Raw genomic sequence first — 20507 nt, forward strand, 5'->3', positions numbered from 1 at the left:
CAGTACGGACAGCCACTGCCCGCCGAACGGGAGTAGACCTTCGCCTGCCAACTGTGACCCTTGGAGCACTGCCACCATACCCTTTGATGACTTCCGAAGGAAACGTCGGATGGCGTCAGGCCGCCGTTTTTCTCTGCATCCCACTCACGCAGCAGCGTGTCGCGGCCATGCTCTATGCAATACTGGCGCAAAGACATTTTCATACATGACCCCCCGCTGCATTCTTTTCGTTGGATATTCACATTATACCCATTATGTCGGGAATATTCAAGCCCCGACCGGGCAAATATAATAAAAATCACAAGTGAGGTGGTTTTTATTATCTCTTACGAACCGCTTTGGAGCACCATGCGGCGAAAGGGCGTTACGACCTATACGCTTATCAAGGATTACTCCTTCAGCCGCGGCACATTGGACTCGCTCAAGCACAACCGAAACATCTCGACGGCTACGCTGAATGACTTGTGTAATATCCTTTCCTGCCGGGTCGAGGATGTTTTGGTGCATACGCCGGATGAAGCATAAAAAAGACGCTTTCAAAGCATGGTCTTCCCATGCCGAAAGCGTCTTTTATTTCAGATAAAAAGGACTGCGGGCAACACAAATGAGCAGAGTTTTACTTGCTCTGCTCTGCTCTGCTCTGCTCTGCTCTGCTCTGCTCTGCTCTGCTGTCAGTATATGGCGCCTGTTTCATCCTTGTCAACCCCTTTTTACAAGCTTTTTCAAGATTTTAGGAAAAGCAAAACCGCAGCTTTACAGGCGCAAAGCTGCGATACCAACACGGGAAATCAGTCGGCGGTTTCCCGCAGACAGATTGCAGCTGGCTGACCCAATGGGTCCCTGTAGCTTTGCGCCGCCGGCTTGCGCCGGGTTTGCCGATAGCATTTATAGATGTGTTCAGTATACTATACTTCCCCAAAATTGCAAGAGAAAGGCGGCGATTTTTATAGCGAATTGCTCAAAATTCCTTCAAATCCTCCATCGTGCGGGGAATATACCGGTTCTGCGTCATATCCAAATGCGCATAGATCTCCATTGTCGTTCGGATGCTGGAATGACCGATGGACTTTGAAAAGGTGGCAAGGTCAAAATCGGGATCGTTCTTGTGGTGCAGATAGTAGTGCGTCACATAGGTGTGTCGGAGGCCGTGTACCGTGACCGTGTGGGAAAGACCGATGACCTTGCATATTTTTTTGTGCGTCTGCAAGGTGCTGGAATGTCCGCCGCTGCCGTAGGGGAAGGTGGATGAGCCGCAGATGTATTTGTGCTCCCGCTCGATGGCGGCGTATTTCTCCTTGATCTTCAGCTTGGCCGACTTCTGCTCCGGCCCGAAATACTTCAGTTCGGCCTGCCGCAGCTCCTCAGCCTTGCGCTTCTCGATCTCCCGGCTCTGCTCGTCGAACTGACGCCGCAGACATTCCAAGTCCTGTACCGCCTGACGGTTCAGAATGATGAGTCGTTCGCCGGACTCCGTTTTCGGCATCTGCGTGATTTTTTCACCATCGGCATAGACGGTGTTTTTATCGATCATAACCGTTTTGCTGTACTCGTCATAGTCCGTCCATGTCAGAGCCAAAGCCTCACCCAGCCGCAGGCCGGTATGGAGGATAAACAGCAGCTTATGGCCTGCGGGATGGACCATGAGCGTTTGACCGGCATACTTCGTGTATTTCTTCGGTACATAGGTGCGGCGGCATTCTGCCTCGTATAAGGCAAGCTCATTGTCGCGCAGCCAGTTCTTTTTTACCTGCCGGTCATCGTCTTGCTCTTTCGCACGGGGTATGGTAATGTTGAGGACGGGAACCGTGTCGATATAGTGCTTTGCCGCTGCCATTTTCAGAACGCTGAAAGCGGCGATCTTCGCCTTTGTCATAACGCTTTCGGAGTAACCCTTTTCTGCTAAGGCGAATACCATTTGCTGCACCATATCGCTGTCAATGTCACCCAGCTTCGCCGTTCCTATGAAAGTGCAGACGCGCTTGACCTGATCCTCTAAGGCTTTATAGGCGAGGATCTTCATGTTGCTTTTTTTCTTTTCGTCAAGGAATATCTGCGAAAAGGCGGCAAAGGTCACGCCGCTTTCCGTCAGAGCCTTCAGCTTGCTTGCGTCGGCGTAAATGTCTCGAAGGAAGGCTTTCGCCTCCTTTTCCGTTTTGAAGAACCGCGTTTTCTGCTTGCCCCGGCCGTCGGTAACGGTTGCCCGCCACGGAGATTTTCTGTCTTCGACATAGGTGATACGCCCGCTGCCCTTTTTTCTGCGCTCCATACAGACACCTCTTTTCTTGGCTCTATTGTACCGAGGTACGAGGTGCGTGTCAACGAAAATGTCACTCTATTGTCACTCTATCCTTTTGAAAAACCGGCGAAAATTTGCGAAAATTCGCAAAAGCTCGGGAATCAAAAAGACAGAAAAATCCCTGAAAATAAAGGGTTTTCAAGCGTTTTGCGGCGACGAGGGAATAATCGTAGCAATGCTTCCCAAGCTGGCGACGCGGGTTCGATTCCCGTCATCCGCTCCAAATGAATGAGTCCCGCTTTTCGAACTATTTTATCGAAAAGTGGGACTTGTCATATCCGAGAAGCCTTGCAATATGGAGCTTTCCGCTTTTTCATGTCAAGGCACCGATTCTCCAAAACGCTCCAAACGCAAAACTAATATTTTTATGCATGGCGGCTATTTAGACACTACTTTCCGATAAAGCAGGCTTGTATGCGTCCTCAAAAGCCTGCGGCGTCTTGTAGTTCAGCGTCTGGTGGGGGCGCACCTCATTGTAGAACCCAATATACTCCTCCACGCTCCTACGAAAATGTTGTTCGGAGGCGTAGTCTTTTCGGTAAGCCTCCTCCCGTTTGAAGGAGGAAAAGAAAGTCTCAGCCACGGCGTTATCCAGTGGCCTGGCCGTTGCAGAGAAAGATTGCTTTACACCGTACTGTTGAAACAGACCGGTCAGCGTTTTTGAAACATACTGGCTATCCCTGTCACTGTGAAAGGTCAGGTTCTGCGGTCTCCCTCGCTCCTGATAAGTGGTTTTGAAGGTTGCGGTGACCAGATGTGTACTCATATGCTTTGATACCCGCCAGCCGATAACCTTGCGGGAGTATAGATCCAGAATGATACAGAGACAGACCCAGTAGCTTTTGACCTTGAAGTATGTAATATCGCTGACCCATATCTGATTTGGATGCTCTGCCGAAAACTCCCGTTTCAGCAGATTTTGTTTTGCATATTGTTGCTTGCGCTTGAACTGCTTTTTTGCATCTGTCCGGACACTGCATAGGCCTAACTCCTGCATAATGGCGGAAATGCGCTTTTTACCAACACGAATGCCGCTCTCAGCTAAAACGATGCGTATCTTTTCCGCGCCAAAGCGCTGCTCACTGTCATCAAATACCTGCTTGACCTTCAGCATGAGCTGAGCTTGTTCCTCTTGGTATTGGCTTCTGTCCGCCTTACGGAAGATGTGGTTGTAGAAGGTCCCCCTTGCCACATCAAGAGCGTCACACAGCTCATGGACACTGAAAGGATTGCCCGGTCGATGATAGAGTTTCTCAAGAGTGGCAAGCTTTTTCTGCAAGGGTATATTCGACAGATACTCGGTCTGGCGAATGATCTCCATATGATGCTCCAGCTTTTGCAGGCGGCGGGAGATGGCATCGAATTCAGCAGGCGTGTAGGTATGGTTGGGCGTTTTGATCGAGCAGTATTCTTTGCGTCATTGGTACAGGGTGCTTTGCGAGATGTGCAACTCTTGACTTAGCGCTTTGATTGACTCGCCCTTTTCATAACGGCGGATGGTTTTGACTTTGAGTTCAGTTGAATAGGTGATTGGCATAGCCTCAGCTCCTTTGTCGGTGTTGAGACTATTGTAGCAAAGCGTTGCCAAGAGCAATAGCTTGCAGTATAATAAAACATATCAAACATTTTTCTTACTACACCACATAGATAAAGAAGGTGAATGTGTTTATGGGCAACGATGAACTGCTCAACTATATCAGCATGTTCAGAGAAAAAGCCGAGCAAGGAAAACTGGTTATTTTTGTAGGTGCGGGAGTGTCTTGCAATGTAGACGGAATGCCCAGTTGGAATGCCTTGATTCAAAATATGGCAAAGGCGATTGATTATTCGAGGTGTGATACTTGCAGACATAGATTAGAAAGCTGTGAAAACACCTGCTTATTGAAAGATGATTTTTCGACAGATGAACTTCTAAAGGTACCGCAGCATGTGTTTAACAAGGATCAAGAATTATACTATCGTATATTAAACGAAAGCATTCCCGCTGTGACGGCAGATGCACCTTTGTCGTCAGCGATTTTTGATATCAATCCGGCACATATTATCACCACGAATTATGACCAGTTGCTTGAATCCTCGAAAAATATATTTTGTGAGCAATATCAGGTGATTGTTTACGATAAGGATTTGCTGAATGCGGACAAAGGAAAGTACATCATTAAAATGCACGGGGATCTTTCCGATGCTTCCAGCATTGTTCTAAAAGAGCAAGACTACTTAGACTATTCGCAAAAACACGTATTAATTGAACTCTTCATCAAATCGTTGCTGACGGACCATATTGTGTTGTTTTTGGGATATTCGTTAAATGATTATAACATCAAGCTTATTCTCAGTTGGCTAAACTATATGCGTTCACAAAACGGAGCATTTGATGTGGACAGAAGAGTTGGCTACCTGATTCTGGATCAGGAGATTGTTGATGATACTCAGCTTTCTTATTTTAGTAGCAATAATATCGAAGTAATCAATATTAACTCCATGCCGCTGATTCAGGAGATCCCAGCGGATCTATCCAATGAAATTGGAAAGCGTCTATATAGTTTTCTGCGTGTGATTGCCAATCCTGCATTAGAGGAGAATTTATCTACAATAGAAAATGCCGTAAAATTTATGTCTCGTTTCAGCTTTGTCAGCTATGAGCAAATTCTAAAGCTGCTTTATGTGAAAAGATATGAGGTTACAGACCGGAAATTACGTCTTTTTTCTGAAAACGATTATGCAAGATTAATAGCATTTATGGAGTCTGGGGACGAAGGTGCAACTGATTTAAGACAACTTTTTCTAAACGCTGGAATCGTATCCATACAGTGCATTCACGAGCATAAAGTCATGCGCTTTCGTATAGGAGAGCTGTCTGATAACGCTTTGCTGAAAAGTGAAATTTTTAATCTCTATATTCTGAATAAATATGATGAGATCAAAGCATTGCTCAACAGCGAGCATATAGATTTAGAAGCAAATGAAATGCTTTTTTACAAAAGCATTGTGGATGGTTTTAGTGAAATATTAAAATTCCACGAAGAAATAGACTGCTCTGGGTTCCCTATAGACCAGAAAGTTGCTTATCTGCATAATTCCGCTGTACTTGAGGCAATCCAGACATACTTTGGGGGCTTTGATTCTGCCAAAGTCAAACAATTTGTTCAAAATATCGCTGCAAGCAAGGAAAGAGAGGTGTTCTCTGGATATCTTGACATTTATAGTGGTAATACTAAAAAGAGACTTTCGATGTACGAAGCCTTAGAAAAGCTAAAGAAAGATGTTGGGGACAGAAATACCATTCATTTTGGCGGAACATCGTGTGCAAGGCTTTATGAAATAAAACGGCTTGCTGTAACACAATACTTTTTTTACTATAACAACCACATTCTGTATCAAGGCTTTAGAGATTTAAAAGATTTTTTCAAACCATATATCGAAGCCATAATATGCGCAAATAGTGATGCGGCCCCAAAAACTACTCTTTTGGGAGATATGGAATTTGCAAACGAAAAGTATGCCGTAGAATACATTGATCTGGATATTATGGCAAAGTTTATTTCGACAAAAGATTTGAGTGCGCTTGTAAGGTCATATAATGTAAAACAATTGAATACGGGCGTACAGGAAGTTACATTCCTTGCAGAGTGCTTTAAGAATCTTTGTCATTCTATTGTGACTGCAAAGACTTATGGATTATTGCAATCGTCGTTTTCTGCGCTTTCCAATATAGTACTATTACTGAACTTGGTTGTCTTAGATGAGAATAGCAAAGAGATAATTGCAGCATCGGTAGAAGCGTTACTCAGTGATAAGATTATTGCTCCAATCTTCTTTTCTATAGGTTGGCCGGACTTTAGGCAAAGCTTGAGAGAGCTTTCAAAGCTTTGCAGCTTATTAGCATTTCCCCATAATTTTGAGTTTGTTCATCAAATAGTGGGCGGAGAAAAATTCTTTGAGTATGCGGTGAATGTGCATTTCAACAGTCTTCGTCATCTCATTGAGCAATTCATATCAAAGGATGAGGCAACTACAGATAAGATTCAGGCTATCATTGATACTACAGAGGATTTCCATAAGAAAGTCATATTATTGAGGTTGTTTTATCAGCAGATTACCGGTGATACGGTTCAACAGAAGTATAAATACATTTTATCCGATAACTTTGCACAACTGCCAATAGAGGCAATCTACGACTTTATATTCTCTGGATGGTTGACCCCAGATCAGAATTCAATCAAGGAATTTCTAAATGGAGTAATAGAGCTTAGCAGAAAAGAAGTCACAGGTGTGCACTCATACCCCGATCCGGTTGAGAGTAGATTGGAATGCGTCTATCTTCTCTATATAAACGATATGATATCTGATATAAGTGCTTTAAAAGAACTGTCTGAGGGAAGACCGCATTTGCAGTTCCTATTAGATTCGGAGAGTTTTGACTACTCTCAAGTAGACTTTTCCAATTATATGTGGGAAAACTTTGCTCGTCATGAAAAGTACATGAGTTGTTTTATTGCCCACAAAGATGCTATCATACCGATAATTCAAAACCGAATTAAATCGGAAGAGGCAAGTGAGACCGAAAAAAGAATCCTATACGGTTTTCTGCTTAGCGGCAATGAAATTTGGAAAATATAAGCGTTTTATATGCCTATATGAAGAATATGCGGATGTAATGGTGTGATATCTATAGTGTTTCGCTATTACACGTCGGAGCAAGCTTTATATCGCTTGCTCCGACTTTTTTTCAAAAAGTCAGAGCGCACTCATTCCGCTACTCCTCCTTTTGGTCCCGTCAAGATTTGGTGCCGTCAAGATTTATGCGCAAAATTGTTTGCAGGCTCCGGCTGAATGAAGTCAGCCGGCAATAGAGGCGTCGTCCAGAGCCGCCTCCAAGTGCTTCATGTTCATGTATCTCTTGCTGCCCCATTGAGTACCTGCCACGTGGCGCAGCCTCGCGCAGACCAGCATCAGGGCGGAGTTCCCGTCAGGGAACGTCCCCACCACGCGGGTTCTGCGGCGGATCTCACGGTTCAGCCGCTCGATCACGTTGTTGGTGCGGATACGCGTCCAATGCTCGCTGGGAAAGTCACAATAGGTCAGTGTCTCCTCAATGCCGTCCTCAATCTTCTTGGCAGCCTCCTTCAGTTTCATGGCGCGCAGCTCAGAAACCACAGCCTTTGCCTTCTCGCGGGACGCCTTCTTACTCTCCTGGGCGTGGATCGCCTTGAGCATTTTTGCCACAATTTTGACCTTGGATTTGGGCACAACAGAGAAAACGTTGCGGTAGAAATGCACCGTGCAGCGCTGGTATTTGGCGTCCGGGAACACCTCGCCCACGGCCTCCAGCATCCCCATGCACTTGTCGCCGACGATGAGCTTCACGCCATCCAAGCCGCGTCCGCGGAGCCACTGGAAGAAGCTGACCCAGCTGGCCTTGTCCTCCTTCATGCCCTCGGCAGCGCCTAAAGCCTCACGAAACCCGTTCTCATTTACGGCGATCGCCACCAAAACAGCAACATTTTCGTACTCTCCGCCCCAGTTGCGGCGCAGGTAGATGCCGTCCACATAGACATACGGATACCGTCCACCCTGCAACGGGCGGTTGCGCCAGTCCTCAATGTGGACGTAGGCTTTCTTGTTCAGCTCGCTGATGGTGGCGGGCGAGACCTTGCTGCCCCACAGTATCTCCGTGATGTCCTCCACACGGCGCACGGAAACGCCTGCCAGGTACATCTCGATAATGATGGCAGTCTCGAAGGACACGCCCTTGAGTCGGGGTACATGGAGCGTGACGTCGCCGGAGGTCGTGGCGAGGCTGCGGTCGTAGTGACCGCTGCGGTAGCCCTGACGGGCCTCGCTGCGCTCGTAGCGCGCCGCCTGCGTCAGCGACTCCGCCTCCTTCTCCAGCAGCTCGTTCAGGGTTTCTTCTACACTTCCTCGAACTAATTCTTTGAGCTGCCCCTTGATAATTTCCTCATTCAGCTGTACAATTTTCTCGGACATAGTTTGCTGTCTCCTTTCAGAATGGTGTGTCGTGACTTCATTCTACCAGAGCCTGCAAGCTATGTCTTCTTTTATGCGGTTTTCAATTTGCGCAACTTATTGTACATTATCAAATACTCGGGCGAAGTGAATTCGCCCTCCGTCAAGGTTTTGCTACGCAAAACGCTTGCGGCGGCGCACTCGCGCCGGCAGACGAAACGCGCGAAGCGGCTTGCATTGCAAGCCGCTTCTGTTTCACTTGAAATACGCTACCAGCAGGTCGACGCAGGCACCGTAGCTCTTGACGCCGATGGTGCCGTAGCTTTTGAGAAAGCCGTCGTAGACGGCATTGGAGACTGTGTTCACCGGCCCCTCGAACTGTGCCCAGTAGGCGCCGGAAGCGCGCAGGTCGGCGCCCACGCGCTCGTCGAGCGTTTCGCGCACGGCGCGCCAGCGCTCCGCGTCGGCGGAATAGAGCGCGTTGGCAAGATAAATGTAGCCCGACAGTGCGCCCGCGTAGCGGTAGGCGGCGTCGCCGCAGCGCAGGCAGGCGAGCACGGCGAGGAAATTGCACTCCTGCTCGCCCGCGATGCCGCGGCGATGGGAAAGCTCGTGCGCGACGGTGGTGGGCAGCGTGGCGGCGGGGAAGTCGATGTTTACGTTGCACTCGCCCGTGAATGGAAAGTAGAAGCCGGTGAAGCCCATCGCGCTCATCACGCGGGAAAAGCGCATGGCCTTGGGCGGCACGTCGGTCATTTCGAGGAACGGAAATTCCTCATACAGATTTTCGTAGATTTTCGGCGCGTAGGCGAGGATCTCCGCGCGGTCGCCGGCAAAGGCGCCGTCGGCGGCGCGGGGGACGTCTCCGGCGTATTCGTTCACCAGTGCGGCGAATTGCCGCGTCACGCGCTCGAGGTCGTCGACGGCGACCGGTTCGGCGGCGAGGCCGCTTTTGTCGGTGAAGCCGTCAGCGTAGTAATTCGCACCCCAGAGCAGGCAAAAGAGCACATAGACGGTCAAAACCGCGTTCCCAAGCCCAAGCACGAGCGCGTAGACTGTGCCGCTTCTGTGCCGGCTTCGCACTACGGCGCGCACGCCCAGCACGAGGAAGGCGAGAAAGCCCATCGCCGCGAGGACGTACAGCCCCTCCGCGACGGAGAAGGGGACGCACTCGCACAGCCTGCCGAGCATGCGGCGTAGCGGGTTTGTGAAGCCCTCCGTCAGGGCGTTCATGGCGGCGCGGCTGCGCCGCGCGAGCAAAAAGGCCGCAAGGAACGCAAGGTCCGCGAGCAGCCAGAGATGCAGTTTTTTATGGCGAAGAAGCAGCACTTTCATCTTTTCAGTCGGCGGCAGAGAGCAGCTCGCGCGTGTAGGCGTGCTGCGGGTGGTCGAAAAGCTCCTGCACCGTGTTTTCCTCCACGATGCGCCCGCCCTTCATCACCATCACGCGGTCGCAGAGCTGATAGACCACATTGAGATCGTGCGAGATGAAGAGGAACGAGATGCCCAGCTCGTCGCGCACCGTGCGCATCAGCTCTAAAATCTGGCGCTGAATGGTCACGTCGAGCGCGCTGACCGGCTCGTCGGCGATGATGAGCCGCGGCTTTTGAATGAGCGCCACTCCGATGGAGACGCGCTGGCGCTGCCCGCCGGAAAGCTCGTTCGGCCTGCGCGTCAGGCATTCGGCGGGCAGACCGACCTTTTCGGCAATCTCCGCGACGCGGCGGCGCCGCTCGGCGGCGTCGTACTTGCCGTAGATGCGCAGCGGCTCCTCTAAGCTCCAGCCGACGGTGTAGGCGGGGTTGAGCGAGGAGTAGGGGTCCTGAAAGATCATCTGCGGGCGCTTGGTGTAGTGAATGATTTCGCCCGTGTGGGTCTTGACCAGACCGAGGATATTTTTCACCAGCGTGGTTTTGCCGGTGCCGCTCTCGCCGACCAGCCCCAAAATTTCACCGCGGCGGAGCGTGAAGCTCACGTCGTGCAGCACGGTATGGTCGTGCCGCCGCCCATGCTCATCGGTGTCGCGGTACCAGCTTGTAAGGCTTTTGACTTCTAAAACAAGGTCGTCCATGGCGTTAACCTCTGCGCACGCGGCGCGGGATGGCGTTGATGAGCTCGGCGGTGTAGGGGTGCTGCGGCGCGGTGAAAAGCTGCTCGGGCGTGCCCTCCTCAACGATGTGACCGCGCTGCATCACGGCAACGCGCGAGCAGATGCGACGCACGACCTGCAAATTGTGCGAGATGAGCAGCATCGAGATGCCGCGCTCCCGATTCAAACGGCGCAAAAGCGCGAGGATCTGCGCCTGCACGGTCACGTCGAGCGCGGTGGTCGGCTCATCGAGCAGCAGCAGATGCGGATCGGTGACGATGGCCGCGGCGATCATCACGCGCTGGAGCTGACCGCCGGAGCACTCGTGCGGGTACTTGCGGTAAATTTCCTCCGGCGCGGGGAGGTCCACATCGCGCAGCGCCTCGAGCGCACGCGCGCGGCGCTGCTCCTTCGTCAGCTGCGTGTGAACAGCCAGCGCCTCCTCGACCTGCGGGCCGATGCGCATGAGCGGGTCCATCGCGGTCATCGGCTCCTGAAAGACCACGCCGAGCTCGCGGCCCTGGATGGCGCGCAGCTCCGCGCGGGGCAGGCGCAGAATATCGCGCCCGTCGAAGCGCACCTCGCCGGAGAGCGTGACCTTTTTGCGCTCGATGAGGCCCGAGAGCGTCATGGCGGTCACGGTCTTGCCGCTTCCGCTCTCGCCCACGAGCCCGACGACCTCGCCGTCGCGGATGGTCAGGTCAATGCCCGCCACGGCCTCGCGCGAGGCACCGTGAAAGCGGACGTGCAGATCATGGATCTCGACCATGGGGGCAGCTCCTTTCCGGAAAAATCAGTTCTCGCCGCGCTGCAGGCCCTCGCCGATCAGGCTCACGCCGAGGATCAGCAGCACAATGACCGCGCCCGTGCCGAGCGCGTACCACGGCGCGGAGTCGAGCATACTCTGCGACTCCGAGAGCATATAGCCGAGGCTCGCCTCGTCGGGCGAAACGCCGATGGAGAGGTAGCTCATCGCCGCCTCGGCGAGCACAGCGTTGTTAAAGCCGATGGTGATGGCGGAGACGAGTGTGTGCCAGATGTTCGGCAGAATGTGAACAAAGAGGATGCGCGCGGTGGATGCGCCCATCAGCTCCGCCGAATGGACGTAGTTCTGCGTGCGCGCGCGGGCGAACTCGCTGCGCACGATACGCGCGTAGCTTGGGATAAAGACGATGCCGAGCGCAAGCGTCATGTGCTCCCGCCCGCCGCCGAGCAGGCTCACGAGCACGAGCAGAATGAGAATGCTCGGAAACGACGCGAGCGCGTCGTTCAGACGCATGAGCAGCTCGTCCACCCAGCCGCCGTACCAGCCGGTCAGCGCGCCGATGAGCGTGCCGACCACGGTGCCGATGGCGACGGTGCCGAGCGCGATGAGCAGCGTGTCACCGGCGCCGACCATAACGCGGCTCAAGATGTCGCGGCCGAACTTGTCCGTGCCCATCGGGTGCGCGGCGGACGGCGGCAGCAGGCGCGAAAAGTCCATGGCGTTGGGGGAGTAGGGCGTCCAGAAAAGGCCGAGGACAATGAAGCCGACGACCAGCGCCGTGAGCACGAGACCCACGCGCAGGAAGGTGTTTTTTCTCATGCCGCACCTCCCACTCCGGAGCCGAGCCGCGGGTCGATGCGCCGCGCGAGCAGATCGGCGGCGAGGTTGCAGAGAATGACCGCGAAGGCCAGCAGCACGACAATGGCGCGCGCGACCGGCTCGTCGCGCCCCTCAATGGAGGTCAGCAGCAGCCGCCCGAGACCGGGGACGGCGAACACCTGCTCGATGACGACGCTGCCCGCGAGCAGATCGGCGACCGTCATGGCGAGGAAGGTCAGGACCGGCACGAGCGTGTTTTTCAGCACATGGCGGTAGAGGATGCCGCTGCGCGAGCGTCCGCGGCTCATGGAGGTGCGGACGTAGTCGCGCTGCGCCTCGTCTAAGATCGACGTGCGTAGGAGCTTGACCGTCATGGCGATGCGCGGCAGCGCGACCGCGAGCGCGGGGAAGAAGAGATAACCGATATAATGCCCCACGCCGCCCGCCGGGAACGCGCCCGCGATGAACAGATGCAGCACAAGGCCGAAGAGATAGGTAAAGAGGATGCCGGTGAAAAACGGCGGCACCGCCATCACGACCTGATTGATCACGGTCAGCGCGCGGTCGAGCCGGCCGCCGGCGTATTTGGCCGACAGCACGCCGAGCGGAATGGAGACCGCCACGATGAGCGCGAACGCGAGCGCCGTGAGCGTCAGCGTGGGACCCAGCCGCTGCGCGATGAGCGAGCTCACGCTCTGTCCGTAGCGGTACGAGGTGCCGAGGTCGCCGCGCAGCGCGTCCCACAGCCAGCGGCCGTAGCGCACGAGAAGCGGGTCGTTCAGCCCCAGCTCGATGCGCAGGGCCTCAAGCCGCTCGGGAGTCGCCTCCGTACCGAGCAGGCGCGTCGCCGCGTCGCCGGAGAGGAGGGAGAAGGCAACGAAGGTCAAAAACGAGACGATCACCATCGTCAGCAGCATCGTTGCGATTTTTTTCGCTGTATAACGCATGGTGTTCGCCTCGCTTTGTCGGTCAGGGCGTCTGCCCTCGGATTTTCGTCAGGTGTAGGTCACGGTGCTCAGGTCGATGGCGTAGAGCGGGTAGAAGCGGTAGCCGCTGAGACCCTTACGCACGGCGACGAGGTCCGCGAGGTCCTGAATGTAGACGTTCGCGGCGGTCTCGGCCAAAATTTCCTCGCAGCGGAGGTATTGGGCGGTCGCTTCCTCGTCGGTCGTGGCGCGGATGGCGGCGGCAAAGGCTTCATCGTATTCTGCGTTGGAATAATTTGTGAAATTATTACTCGCCGTAGAGGTGAAGCGTTCGAGCATGGCGCGGGCAGTCAGGGTGCTGGCGTCCACGCCGACAACGGTGGCCTGATAGCGGCGGCCGGAATAGACGTTCTCCAGCCAGCTCGCCCACTCGACGGGGTCGATGGTCACGTTCACGCCGATGGCGCGGAGCTGCTCGGCAACGACCTGCGCGGTGTCCATGTGCGGCTGGTAGTTGCTGGGAACGGTGATGGTGAGGTCAAAGCCGTTGGGATAGCCCGCCTCGGCGAGCATCGCCTTGGCCTTTTCCGTGTCATGCGGATAGAGGTCGGCAAGCTCGGGCAGGAAATACTTGCGGAAGTTGGGATACATGCTGCTGCCGACCGCAGTGCCGTGACCGTCGGCGACCACGTCAAAGACCTGCTCGCGGTCGAGCGCATAGCACAGCGCCTTGCGCACCGTTTCGTTCGCAAGCGGCTCGTAGGCGTGGTTGAGATACACGGCCTGCACGAGGTTCATGGTGCCCTCGAGAATGTTGAAGCTCTCGGTGAGCTGGTTCGCCTGCGTCGCGGTCAGGTGAGCGCAGATGTCCACCGCGCCGCTCTTGAGCGCGAGGACGAGCGCCTCGGCGTTCTCATAGATCTGATAGGTGACCTTGTCCACCTTCGCGCCCTCGCCCCAGTAATCGGCGAAGCGCTCGAGCACAAGGTTCTGCTGCGCGGCGCGGGAAACATACCGGAACGGGCCGGTCCCCACGGGGTCCGCACCGTAGTCGTACTCCTCCGGTATGATGGCCAGCGTCATGTAGGAGAGAAAATCGCTGTCGGCAGCCTTGAGCACAACGGAGACGAAGGTATCGCCGATATTCACGGCGTCGATATTGTCCAGCGCCTTCCAGCTGCCGGACTGCATAGCCTTGTCGATCGACCATGCGACATCCATTGCCGTGACCTCGCTGCCGTCGTGGAACTTCACACCGGGGCGGAGATGGAACGTATAAGTGAGCTGATCGTCGGAGATCTCCCAGCGTTCGGCGACGGCAGGGATCAGGTTGCCGTCCGCGTCGGGCTTGACGAGGCCCTCAAACACGTTGAACAGCACCTCGCGGTTCGCGGCGGTGACGGAGGTATAGGGGTCAAGGCTGTTTTCCAGGTCCTGCGCGATGCCGACGACGATCTCGTTCGCGTCGCGCCGCGCGTCTGTGGCGTTGGTGTCCTTGCTGCCGCAGGCGGCGAGGGAGAGGAGCAGAGTCAGGGAAAGGAACAGGGTAAGGATGCGCTTATTCATGGGATTCTCCTTTTGGTGTTGTGGTCGTGCCCGTCAAAACCCGACGGGGCGCAAAAATCGTGTCGTCCGTCACGCCCTTTTTGCGCAGGGACGATTCACACAGGAAGCTCACGGCGGAATGGATGCAGGCGAACACCGGCACGCCGAGGAACATACCCAGCACGCCGCCGAAGCCGCCGCCGACAAGGATGGCGACGACGATCCAGAAGCTCGAAATGCCGACAGTCTCGCCCAAAATTTTGGGACCGAGGATGTTGCCGTCGAACTGCTGGAGGGCAATAATGAAAATGATAAAGTAGAGGCACTGGCGGGGGCTCACGAGCAGGATCAAAAACGCGCTGGGGATCGCGCCGAGGAAGGGACCGAAGATGGGGATGATGTTCGTCACGCCCACAAAGACCGCGATGATGGGCGTGTAGGGGAACTTCAAAATCGAGCAGACGATGAAGCACAGAATGCCGATGATGAGCGAGTCGAGCAGCTTACCGCGCACAAAGCCGGAGAAGATGCGGTCGGCCTCGCGGGTGGCGCGCAGCGCGCGCTCATAGTGCGGCGCGGAGACGAGCGAGTAGAGCAGCTTGCGCGTGTGGAGGCCGAAGGTCTCCTTGCGGGCGAGGATGTAAACGGAAACGACGATGCCCACGAGCAGGTCCTTGGCAAAGACCAGCACGCTCAGCACGCCGCCGGTCACGGCGACGATGGCGACCTGTGCGCCGGGAATGACGGTGTTCTTCACCCAGTCGACCAGCTCGTTGTAGTAATCACGGACCAGCGTGAGCACGCGCTCGGAGATGTAGGGATTGTCCTCCACAAGCTGCGTGACCCAGGTGTAGATGGTGCGGTAATAGCTCTCGAGATTGGAAAAGAGCAGCGATATGCTCGCGACCAGCTCGGGGATCAGGATGCTGAAGAGCAGATACACGAGTCCCAGCGCAAGGAGCCAGGTCACAAGGATGCTCAGGCAGCGCATCAGTCCGGCGCGCTTGACGCCGAGCCTGTCGCGGAGGAGACGGTCGAAAAAGTCCACGATGGGCGTGAGCAGGTAGGCCATCGCAAGACCGTAAAGCACGGGCTTGAGGATGCCGAAGAGCTTTTCTATAAAAATAAACAGCACGCCGTCCTGAAAGAAGGTATCGTAAAACACGAGAATGGCGCAGGCCGCGGCGGTAATGGTCACGCCCCAGTGAAGATAGGTTTTCTGCTTCATGTTTCCTCCCTTGCCCTCGGCCGGCACAGCGCCTGCCCGCATTCAGAATAAATCAAGTTTAGCATACTATGATTATTGCGGAATTGCAATAGCACAATTTCTGTGCTATACTAAAATTAACTGAATCTTCAAACTTTTTTCCGTTTGCAGAAAGGATGAATGCTGTGGAAAAGAAGCTGCTGTTCATCGTCAATCCCCGCGCGGGCAAGACGAAATCGCGCGCACCGCTGTTCGACGCCGTTTCGATCTTCTCCAAGGCGGGCTATCTGGTCCGCGTGGCGGAGACGCGGCGGCACGGCGACGCGACCGAGCTGGCCGAGCGCTTCGGCGGAGATTTCGATCTCGTCGTCTGCCACGGCGGAGACGGCACGCTCAACGAGACGGTCAACGGCATCATGCGCCTGCCGCGGGAGAAGCGTCCGCCGCTGAGCTACCTGCCCGGTGGCAGCACGAACGACTTCGCGGCAAGCCTGTCCATTTCCTCCGATCCCGCGCTCGCGGCGCAGAGCGCCATGCGCCTTCAGCCGCGCGACCTGGACGTGGGCGTGTTCAATGAAAAGAACTTCGTTTACGTCGCGTCCTTCGGCGCGTTCACGCGCACGGCCTACACCGTGCCGCAGGACATCAAGAATATGTTTGGCCACTTTGCCTATCTTCTCGAGGGCGTGAAGGACCTTGAAACGCTCTGCCCCTATCCCATGAAGATTACCGCCGACGGCGAGGTGTTCGAGGGCGAGTACCTCTTCGGCGCGGTATGCAACTCGACCTCCATCGCGGGACTGATGAAGCTCTCACCCGACGCGGTGGACCTGTGCGACGGGCAGTTTGAGCTGATGCTCGTGCCCGTGCCGAAAACACCGCTGCAGCTCCAGCGCACCATCCGCGCCATCGTTTACGAGGAATACGAAACGAGCAACGCGCTCATCTTCCGCCATGTCCGCCATGTCACGGCGGAGAGCGACGGCAGCATTCCCTGGACGCTCGACGGCGAATACGCCCCCGGCGTGCCGAAAATCGAGATCGGCATTGAGGACAACGGGATACAGATGATGATCTGAGCCTGTGCAGAGGCTGAGAAACGCGCGGCATCGCCGCGCGTTTCTCTTTTACTCGCTCGTGAGCTGGTAAACGCCCTCTGTATTGCCGAGCAGATACTGCGCAAATTCCACAGCCTGTGTGTCGGCCCCACCGTAGCGCACACCGTCTCCATCGTAGAGCCGCAGCACCGTCTGTGCCGTCTCGTCCGCGCTGAGTTTTTCCAGCGCGGCAAGCAGCGCCGCAGCGAACTCGTCGCCGCCGACGATGGCGTCAGCGGTACTGACGGACACCGTCTCGCCGCCGACCGTGCAGCCGTAAATCTCCATCCAAAGCGCCTCATCCGGAGCCTCGCCGTGCAGCACCACAAGATCCGCAGTGGAGAACACCTCATCCGCGCTGACGTACTCTGTCAGGCGCGGAATGCTGTCCGCCGTCATGCCATTGGCGTTCACGTCCATCATGCTGTCGAGAAACCGCCGGGCCACATCGTCATCCACAGGCACGGCGAACACGGGGTCGCTCCCATTATCCATCCAGAAACTGCCGAGCAGCGTCTCCCACGCGTGCAGCGCGCCGCCGCCCGCCGCGTCCTTTTCAAACGCCGCGCGCAGCGTGCGGTTCTGGTCGGAGACCGGGAAATACAGCCCGACACGCTCCGTGTCGCCGGCGGGTTCCTCCGGCACAGAGACCAGCCGCAGCACGTCCTCGTGCGCCAGATACGTCTCCATCGGCATGAAGCCGACCTGCACCGAGCCGCGCGCGAGCGCGTCGGCGGTGGCCTCGTCGCTTGCGCCGAAGGTCACATTGACCCTGCCGACCGTCACGCCCTCGTCGGCGAGCGCGCCGATGAGCAGTGGCGGCAGCTCCTTCTTTAATTGCATCAGCGCGTCCGTGTCACGGTCGCCCGCAACAAATTCCACATTCAGCTCCGCGAGCGTGATGCCCTCCTCCGGCGGTGGCGTCGGCTCGTCGGGCTTGCTCGGGGTGGGCTCCTGCTTTCTGCAGCCGCTGAGCACGGCGAGCAGCGCAAGGGCAAGGAAGAAAGAAAACATACGCTTCATGGTCAGCGCCTCCTCACAGAATAAGCTGGAATGAAATCCTCTGGTGTGGCTATTATAGCATAGGGCGCGGCGGGAAAGTGTGACGATTTCATTACAAATCACTTGATAATCCGCAAAAGCATGGTATGATTGGAAAAACAGTCTTTTCGGGGAGGTGGGCGCGCCGTGACGGTGAGGAAAAACAGGATACAGCTCGTCGGCGCGCTGCTCGCGCTCGTGCTTTCGCTTTCGCTCGTCGGCTGCGCTGTGCGGGAGAGATCGGCGGACGACGGGCGGCTGCGCGTCGTGACGACTCTCTTCCCCTACTACGATTTTGCCCGCGCCGTCGCGGGGGACCGCGCGGACGTGACGCTGCTGCTCGCACCGGGCCGCGAGGCGCACAGCTTTGAGCCGACCCCGCTCGACGCCGTGACCATCTCGCGCGCCGACGTCTTCATCTACAACGGCGGCGAGGGCGAGGTCTGGGCGGACGATATGCTCGACGCCGTGGGCGAGGACATCGGCACGGTGCTGCGCATGATGGACTTTGTCGATGCCCGCGAGGAGGAGTTTTCCGAGGGGATGCAGGGCGCGGACAGCCACGATCACGCGCATGGCCATGACCATGACCATGACCACGAGCTTCACGACCATGCGGAGCATGACCATGACGACAGCGATGAGATCGAGTACGACGAGCACATCTGGACGTCGCCGAAAAACGCCATCAAGCTCTGCCGCGCCGTCGCCGACGCGCTCTGCGCGGCGGACGCGGAAAACGCGGATCTCTACCGCGCGAACTGCGAGGACTACTGCGCGCAGCTTGAAGCTCTCGACGCGGACCTCCGCGCCCTGCGCGCGAACGCCGTGCGCGATCTGCTGATCTTTGCCGACCGCTTTCCGTTTTTATATTTCTGCGAGGAATACGACCTCCATTACCGCGCGGCGTTCCACGGCTGCTCGGGCGATACCGAGCCGAGCCTCGCCACGCTCAAGTACCTCATCGACAAGGTGAACGACGAGCACATTCCGGTCGTCTACACCATCGACCTGAGCAGCCAGAAGGTCGCGGAGGCGGTGAGCGAATGCACCGGCGCGCGCATCGAACGGCTGTGGTCGATGCAGACCATCTCGCGCACGGACTTCGACGCGGGCGAGACCTATTTAACGCTGATGCAGCGAAATTACGAGGCTTTGAAGGGAGGCTTGCTGTGATGGATCGGGATATTCTGCTTGCGTGCCGTGACGCAAGCCTCGGCTACGAGCACCGCGCGCTGCTCGAGCATCTGACGTTTACCGTCCGCGCGGGGGATTACCTCTGCGTGGTGGGCGAGAACGGCAGCGGCAAATCGACGCTGATGAAAAGCCTGCTCGGGCTGATCTCTCCGCTCGCCGGCACGATCGACTGCCCCGCGCAGCGCGCGGGCGCCATCGGCTACCTTCCGCAGCAGACGAGCGCGCAGCGCGATTTTCCCGCTACGGTGAGCGAGGTCGTGCTCTCGGGCTTTGCCAACAAGCGCGGGCTGCACTTTTTCTACTCCGCCGCGGAGAAGAGCGCGGCGCTGATGAACATGGGCAAGCTCGGCGTGCTGGAGCTGCAGAACCGCTGCTACCGCGAGCTTTCCGGCGGACAGCAGCAGCGCGTGCTGCTCGCGCGCGCCCTGTGCGCGGCGGACCGCCTGCTCATTTTGGACGAGCCGGTCACGGGTCTCGACCCCGCCGCCACGCAGGATCTCTATAAGACCCTGCGCTATCTCAACGAAAAAGAGAAGATGGCGGTCATCATGGTCACGCACGATATGCGAGGCGCGCTGCGCGAGGCGCACACGATCCTGCACATCGGGCGCGACGGCTGGTTTTTCGGCACGGTGGCGGAGTATCTTGCCTCCCCCGCCGGCAAGCGGTTTGGAGGTGCATTGTGAGTCTGCTGCTGGAAATGTTCACCTATCCCTTCATCCTGCGGGCCTTCGCCGTGGGTATCCTCGTCTCGCTCTGCGCGGCGCTGCTCGGCGTGCCGCTCGTTTTGAAGCGCTATTCGATGATCGGCGACGGCCTTTCCCACGTCAGCTTCGGTGCGCTGGCGGTCGCGGTCGCCTGCGGCTTCGCGCCGCTGGCGTTCTCTGTGCCGGTCGTGGTGGCCTCGGCCTTCCTGCTGCTGCGCATCGCGGAGCACAGCCGCATCGGGGCGGACGCCGCCATCGCGGTGCTTTCGGCCTCGGCGCTCGCCATCGGCATCGTGGTCACGAGTCTCACCACGGGCATGACCACGGATGTGGACAGCTATATGTTCGGCAGTATCCTCGCCATGTCGCGCGGCGACGTGGCGCTCTCGGTGACGCTGGCGGCCGCCGTGCTGGCGCTCTTTATCCTCTTCTATCACCGGCTTTTTGCCGTCACGTTTGACGAGAACTTTTCCCGCGCGACGGGCGTGAAGGTGGGCGCCTACCATTCGCTCCTCGCGCTGCTCACGGCGCTGACGGTCGTGCTCGGAATGCGCATGATGGGCGCCATGCTCATCTCCAGCCTCATTATCTTCCCCGCGCTCTCTGCCATGCGCATTTTCAAGAGCTTCCGCGCGGTGGTCGTGTGCGCAGGCGCGCTGAGCGTGGTGTGCTTCTGCACGGGGCTGATCGCCTCGTACCTCCTCTCCACGCCGGTCGGCGCGAGCGTGGTGCTCTGCAACCTGCTCGTGTTCCTGCTCTGCTGCCTTGCGGGACGGAGATAAGAAAACAGCGAGACGCGAAGCCCTGCTTGGGGCCTCGCGCCTCGCTTTCGCTGTGAGAAGATCGCGTG

Annotated in this window: 19 protein-coding genes, 1 pseudogene and 1 riboswitch; of the genes and pseudogenes, 7 read left to right on the forward strand and 13 right to left on the reverse strand. The window is 56.4% G+C overall.

The window, feature by feature from the left end; all coding sequences use genetic code 11:
* A partial coding sequence (locus tag KQI17_RS11535) for a zinc-ribbon domain-containing protein (protein WP_216496368.1) occupies positions 1 to 203 on the reverse strand: 203 nt, incomplete at its 3' end.
* A 145-nt stretch (positions 204 to 348) separates the two neighbouring features.
* Here KQI17_RS11535 and KQI17_RS11540 point away from each other — a divergent pair.
* Positions 349 to 525 (forward strand): helix-turn-helix transcriptional regulator, encoded by a 177-nt coding sequence (locus KQI17_RS11540; protein WP_253285812.1) that lies wholly within the window; start codon positions 349 to 351, stop codon positions 523 to 525.
* Between the two features lie 287 nt (positions 526 to 812).
* Positions 813 to 887, reverse strand: a riboswitch (cyclic di-GMP riboswitch).
* A gap of 71 nt (positions 888 to 958) precedes the next feature.
* Here the strand turns inward: KQI17_RS11540 and KQI17_RS11545 are convergent.
* The gene (locus KQI17_RS11545; protein ID WP_216496369.1) at positions 959 to 2266 is read right to left on the reverse strand and encodes a site-specific integrase; all 1308 of its coding nucleotides are present in this window, start codon (positions 2264 to 2266) and stop codon (positions 959 to 961) included.
* Between the two features lie 42 nt (positions 2267 to 2308).
* Between KQI17_RS11545 and KQI17_RS11550 the strand changes: the two genes are divergently transcribed.
* Positions 2309 to 2524, forward strand: coding sequence for a hypothetical protein (locus KQI17_RS11550; protein ID WP_216496370.1), 216 nt, complete (start codon positions 2309 to 2311; stop codon positions 2522 to 2524).
* A 154-nt stretch (positions 2525 to 2678) separates the two neighbouring features.
* Here the strand turns inward: KQI17_RS11550 and KQI17_RS11555 are convergent, their stop codons facing one another.
* Positions 2679 to 3695 (reverse strand): IS3 family transposase, encoded by a 1017-nt coding sequence (locus KQI17_RS11555; protein WP_216496397.1) that lies wholly within the window; start codon positions 3693 to 3695, stop codon positions 2679 to 2681.
* Between the two features lie 18 nt (positions 3696 to 3713).
* Positions 3714 to 3833, reverse strand: a complete 120-nt coding sequence (locus tag KQI17_RS11560; RefSeq protein WP_216496371.1) for a helix-turn-helix domain-containing protein — start codon at positions 3831 to 3833, stop codon at positions 3714 to 3716.
* 131 nt (positions 3834 to 3964) lie between these two features.
* Here KQI17_RS11560 and KQI17_RS11565 point away from each other — a divergent pair, with 131 nt between their 5' ends.
* Entirely contained in the window at positions 3965 to 6916 is a 2952-nt protein-coding gene (locus tag KQI17_RS11565) for an SIR2 family protein (RefSeq protein WP_216496372.1), read from the forward strand.
* A 219-nt stretch (positions 6917 to 7135) separates the two neighbouring features.
* Here the strand turns inward: KQI17_RS11565 and KQI17_RS11570 are convergent.
* The 8 genes and pseudogenes from KQI17_RS11570 to KQI17_RS11605 form a co-directional block, all read right to left on the reverse strand.
* Positions 7136 to 8290 (reverse strand): annotated as a pseudogene (locus KQI17_RS11570) (IS256 family transposase); the annotation flags it as partial.
* A 228-nt stretch (positions 8291 to 8518) separates the two neighbouring features.
* Positions 8519 to 9598, reverse strand: coding sequence for a DUF3810 domain-containing protein (locus KQI17_RS11575; protein ID WP_216496374.1), 1080 nt, complete (start codon positions 9596 to 9598; stop codon positions 8519 to 8521).
* A 4-nt stretch (positions 9599 to 9602) separates the two neighbouring features.
* On the reverse strand, positions 9603 to 10334 hold the full coding sequence (locus tag KQI17_RS11580) for an ABC transporter ATP-binding protein (protein ID WP_216496375.1): 732 nt from the start codon (positions 10332 to 10334) through the stop codon (positions 9603 to 9605).
* 4 nt (positions 10335 to 10338) lie between these two features.
* The gene (locus KQI17_RS11585) at positions 10339 to 11121 is read right to left on the reverse strand and encodes an ABC transporter ATP-binding protein (RefSeq protein ID WP_216496376.1); all 783 of its coding nucleotides are present in this window, start codon (positions 11119 to 11121) and stop codon (positions 10339 to 10341) included.
* 24 nt (positions 11122 to 11145) lie between these two features.
* Positions 11146 to 11937 (reverse strand): ABC transporter permease, encoded by a 792-nt coding sequence (locus tag KQI17_RS11590; RefSeq protein ID WP_216496377.1) that lies wholly within the window; start codon positions 11935 to 11937, stop codon positions 11146 to 11148.
* Positions 11934 to 12884, reverse strand: coding sequence for an ABC transporter permease (locus tag KQI17_RS11595; protein ID WP_216496378.1), 951 nt, complete (start codon positions 12882 to 12884; stop codon positions 11934 to 11936). The genes KQI17_RS11590 and KQI17_RS11595 overlap by 4 nt, the downstream gene beginning before the upstream one ends.
* A 48-nt stretch (positions 12885 to 12932) precedes the next feature.
* Positions 12933 to 14429: an ABC transporter substrate-binding protein gene (locus KQI17_RS11600; protein WP_216496379.1), complete on the reverse strand. Its 1497-nt coding sequence runs from the start codon at positions 14427 to 14429 to the stop codon at positions 12933 to 12935.
* Positions 14422 to 15636, reverse strand: coding sequence for an AI-2E family transporter (locus KQI17_RS11605; RefSeq protein ID WP_216496380.1), 1215 nt, complete (start codon positions 15634 to 15636; stop codon positions 14422 to 14424). The genes KQI17_RS11600 and KQI17_RS11605 overlap by 8 nt, the downstream gene beginning before the upstream one ends.
* 164 nt (positions 15637 to 15800) lie before the next feature.
* On the opposite strand from KQI17_RS11605, the gene KQI17_RS11610 reads away from it, so the two are divergent.
* Positions 15801 to 16694: a diacylglycerol kinase family protein gene (locus KQI17_RS11610; protein ID WP_022018344.1), complete on the forward strand. Its 894-nt coding sequence runs from the start codon at positions 15801 to 15803 to the stop codon at positions 16692 to 16694.
* Positions 16695 to 16742: 48 nt separating this feature from the next.
* Here the strand turns inward: KQI17_RS11610 and KQI17_RS11615 are convergent, their stop codons facing one another.
* Entirely contained in the window at positions 16743 to 17735 is a 993-nt protein-coding gene (locus KQI17_RS11615; protein WP_216496382.1) for a hypothetical protein, read from the reverse strand.
* A 165-nt stretch (positions 17736 to 17900) separates the two neighbouring features.
* On the opposite strand from KQI17_RS11615, the gene KQI17_RS11620 reads away from it, so the two are divergent.
* The 3 genes from KQI17_RS11620 to KQI17_RS11630 are packed head-to-tail and all read left to right on the forward strand — an operon-like array spanning position 17901 to position 20439.
* The gene (locus KQI17_RS11620) at positions 17901 to 18929 is read left to right on the forward strand and encodes a metal ABC transporter substrate-binding protein (protein WP_371821994.1); all 1029 of its coding nucleotides are present in this window, start codon (positions 17901 to 17903) and stop codon (positions 18927 to 18929) included.
* On the forward strand, positions 18929 to 19636 hold the full coding sequence (locus KQI17_RS11625; protein WP_216496383.1) for a metal ABC transporter ATP-binding protein: 708 nt from the start codon (positions 18929 to 18931) through the stop codon (positions 19634 to 19636). Before KQI17_RS11620 ends, KQI17_RS11625 begins: the two co-directional genes overlap by 1 nt.
* The gene (locus KQI17_RS11630; RefSeq protein ID WP_216496384.1) at positions 19633 to 20439 is read left to right on the forward strand and encodes a metal ABC transporter permease; all 807 of its coding nucleotides are present in this window, start codon (positions 19633 to 19635) and stop codon (positions 20437 to 20439) included. Before KQI17_RS11625 ends, KQI17_RS11630 begins: the two co-directional genes overlap by 4 nt.
* Positions 20440 to 20507: the final 68 nt, after the last annotated feature.

It is taken from the genome of Oscillibacter sp. MSJ-31 (assembly GCF_018918025.1).
Lineage (GTDB): Bacteria > Bacillota > Clostridia > Oscillospirales > Oscillospiraceae > Hominicoprocola.

Excerpts from the sequence above, each read along its gene's own strand:
- KQI17_RS11580 (WP_216496375.1), bottom strand. The coding sequence starts at position 10,334 with ATGGACGACCTTGTTTTAGAAGTCAAAAGCCTTACAAGCTGGTACCGC.
- KQI17_RS11595 (WP_216496378.1), bottom strand. The coding sequence starts at position 12,884 with ATGCGTTATACAGCGAAAAAAATCGCAACGATGCTGCTGACGATGGTG.
- KQI17_RS11615 (WP_216496382.1), bottom strand. The coding sequence starts at position 17,735 with ATGAAGCGTATGTTTTCTTTCTTCCTTGCCCTTGCGCTGCTCGCCGTG.
- KQI17_RS11575 (WP_216496374.1), bottom strand. The coding sequence starts at position 9,598 with ATGAAAGTGCTGCTTCTTCGCCATAAAAAACTGCATCTCTGGCTGCTC.
- KQI17_RS11590 (WP_216496377.1), bottom strand. The coding sequence starts at position 11,937 with ATGAGAAAAAACACCTTCCTGCGCGTGGGTCTCGTGCTCACGGCGCTG.
- KQI17_RS11540 (WP_253285812.1), top strand. The coding sequence starts at position 349 with ATGCGGCGAAAGGGCGTTACGACCTATACGCTTATCAAGGATTACTCC.
- KQI17_RS11565 (WP_216496372.1), top strand. The coding sequence starts at position 3,965 with ATGGGCAACGATGAACTGCTCAACTATATCAGCATGTTCAGAGAAAAA.
- KQI17_RS11560 (WP_216496371.1), bottom strand. The coding sequence starts at position 3,833 with ATGCCAATCACCTATTCAACTGAACTCAAAGTCAAAACCATCCGCCGT.
- KQI17_RS11600 (WP_216496379.1), bottom strand. The coding sequence starts at position 14,429 with ATGAATAAGCGCATCCTTACCCTGTTCCTTTCCCTGACTCTGCTCCTC.
- KQI17_RS11625 (WP_216496383.1), top strand. The coding sequence starts at position 18,929 with ATGGATCGGGATATTCTGCTTGCGTGCCGTGACGCAAGCCTCGGCTAC.
- KQI17_RS11605 (WP_216496380.1), bottom strand. The coding sequence starts at position 15,636 with ATGAAGCAGAAAACCTATCTTCACTGGGGCGTGACCATTACCGCCGCG.
- KQI17_RS11585 (WP_216496376.1), bottom strand. The coding sequence starts at position 11,121 with ATGGTCGAGATCCATGATCTGCACGTCCGCTTTCACGGTGCCTCGCGC.
- KQI17_RS11545 (WP_216496369.1), bottom strand. The coding sequence starts at position 2,266 with ATGGAGCGCAGAAAAAAGGGCAGCGGGCGTATCACCTATGTCGAAGAC.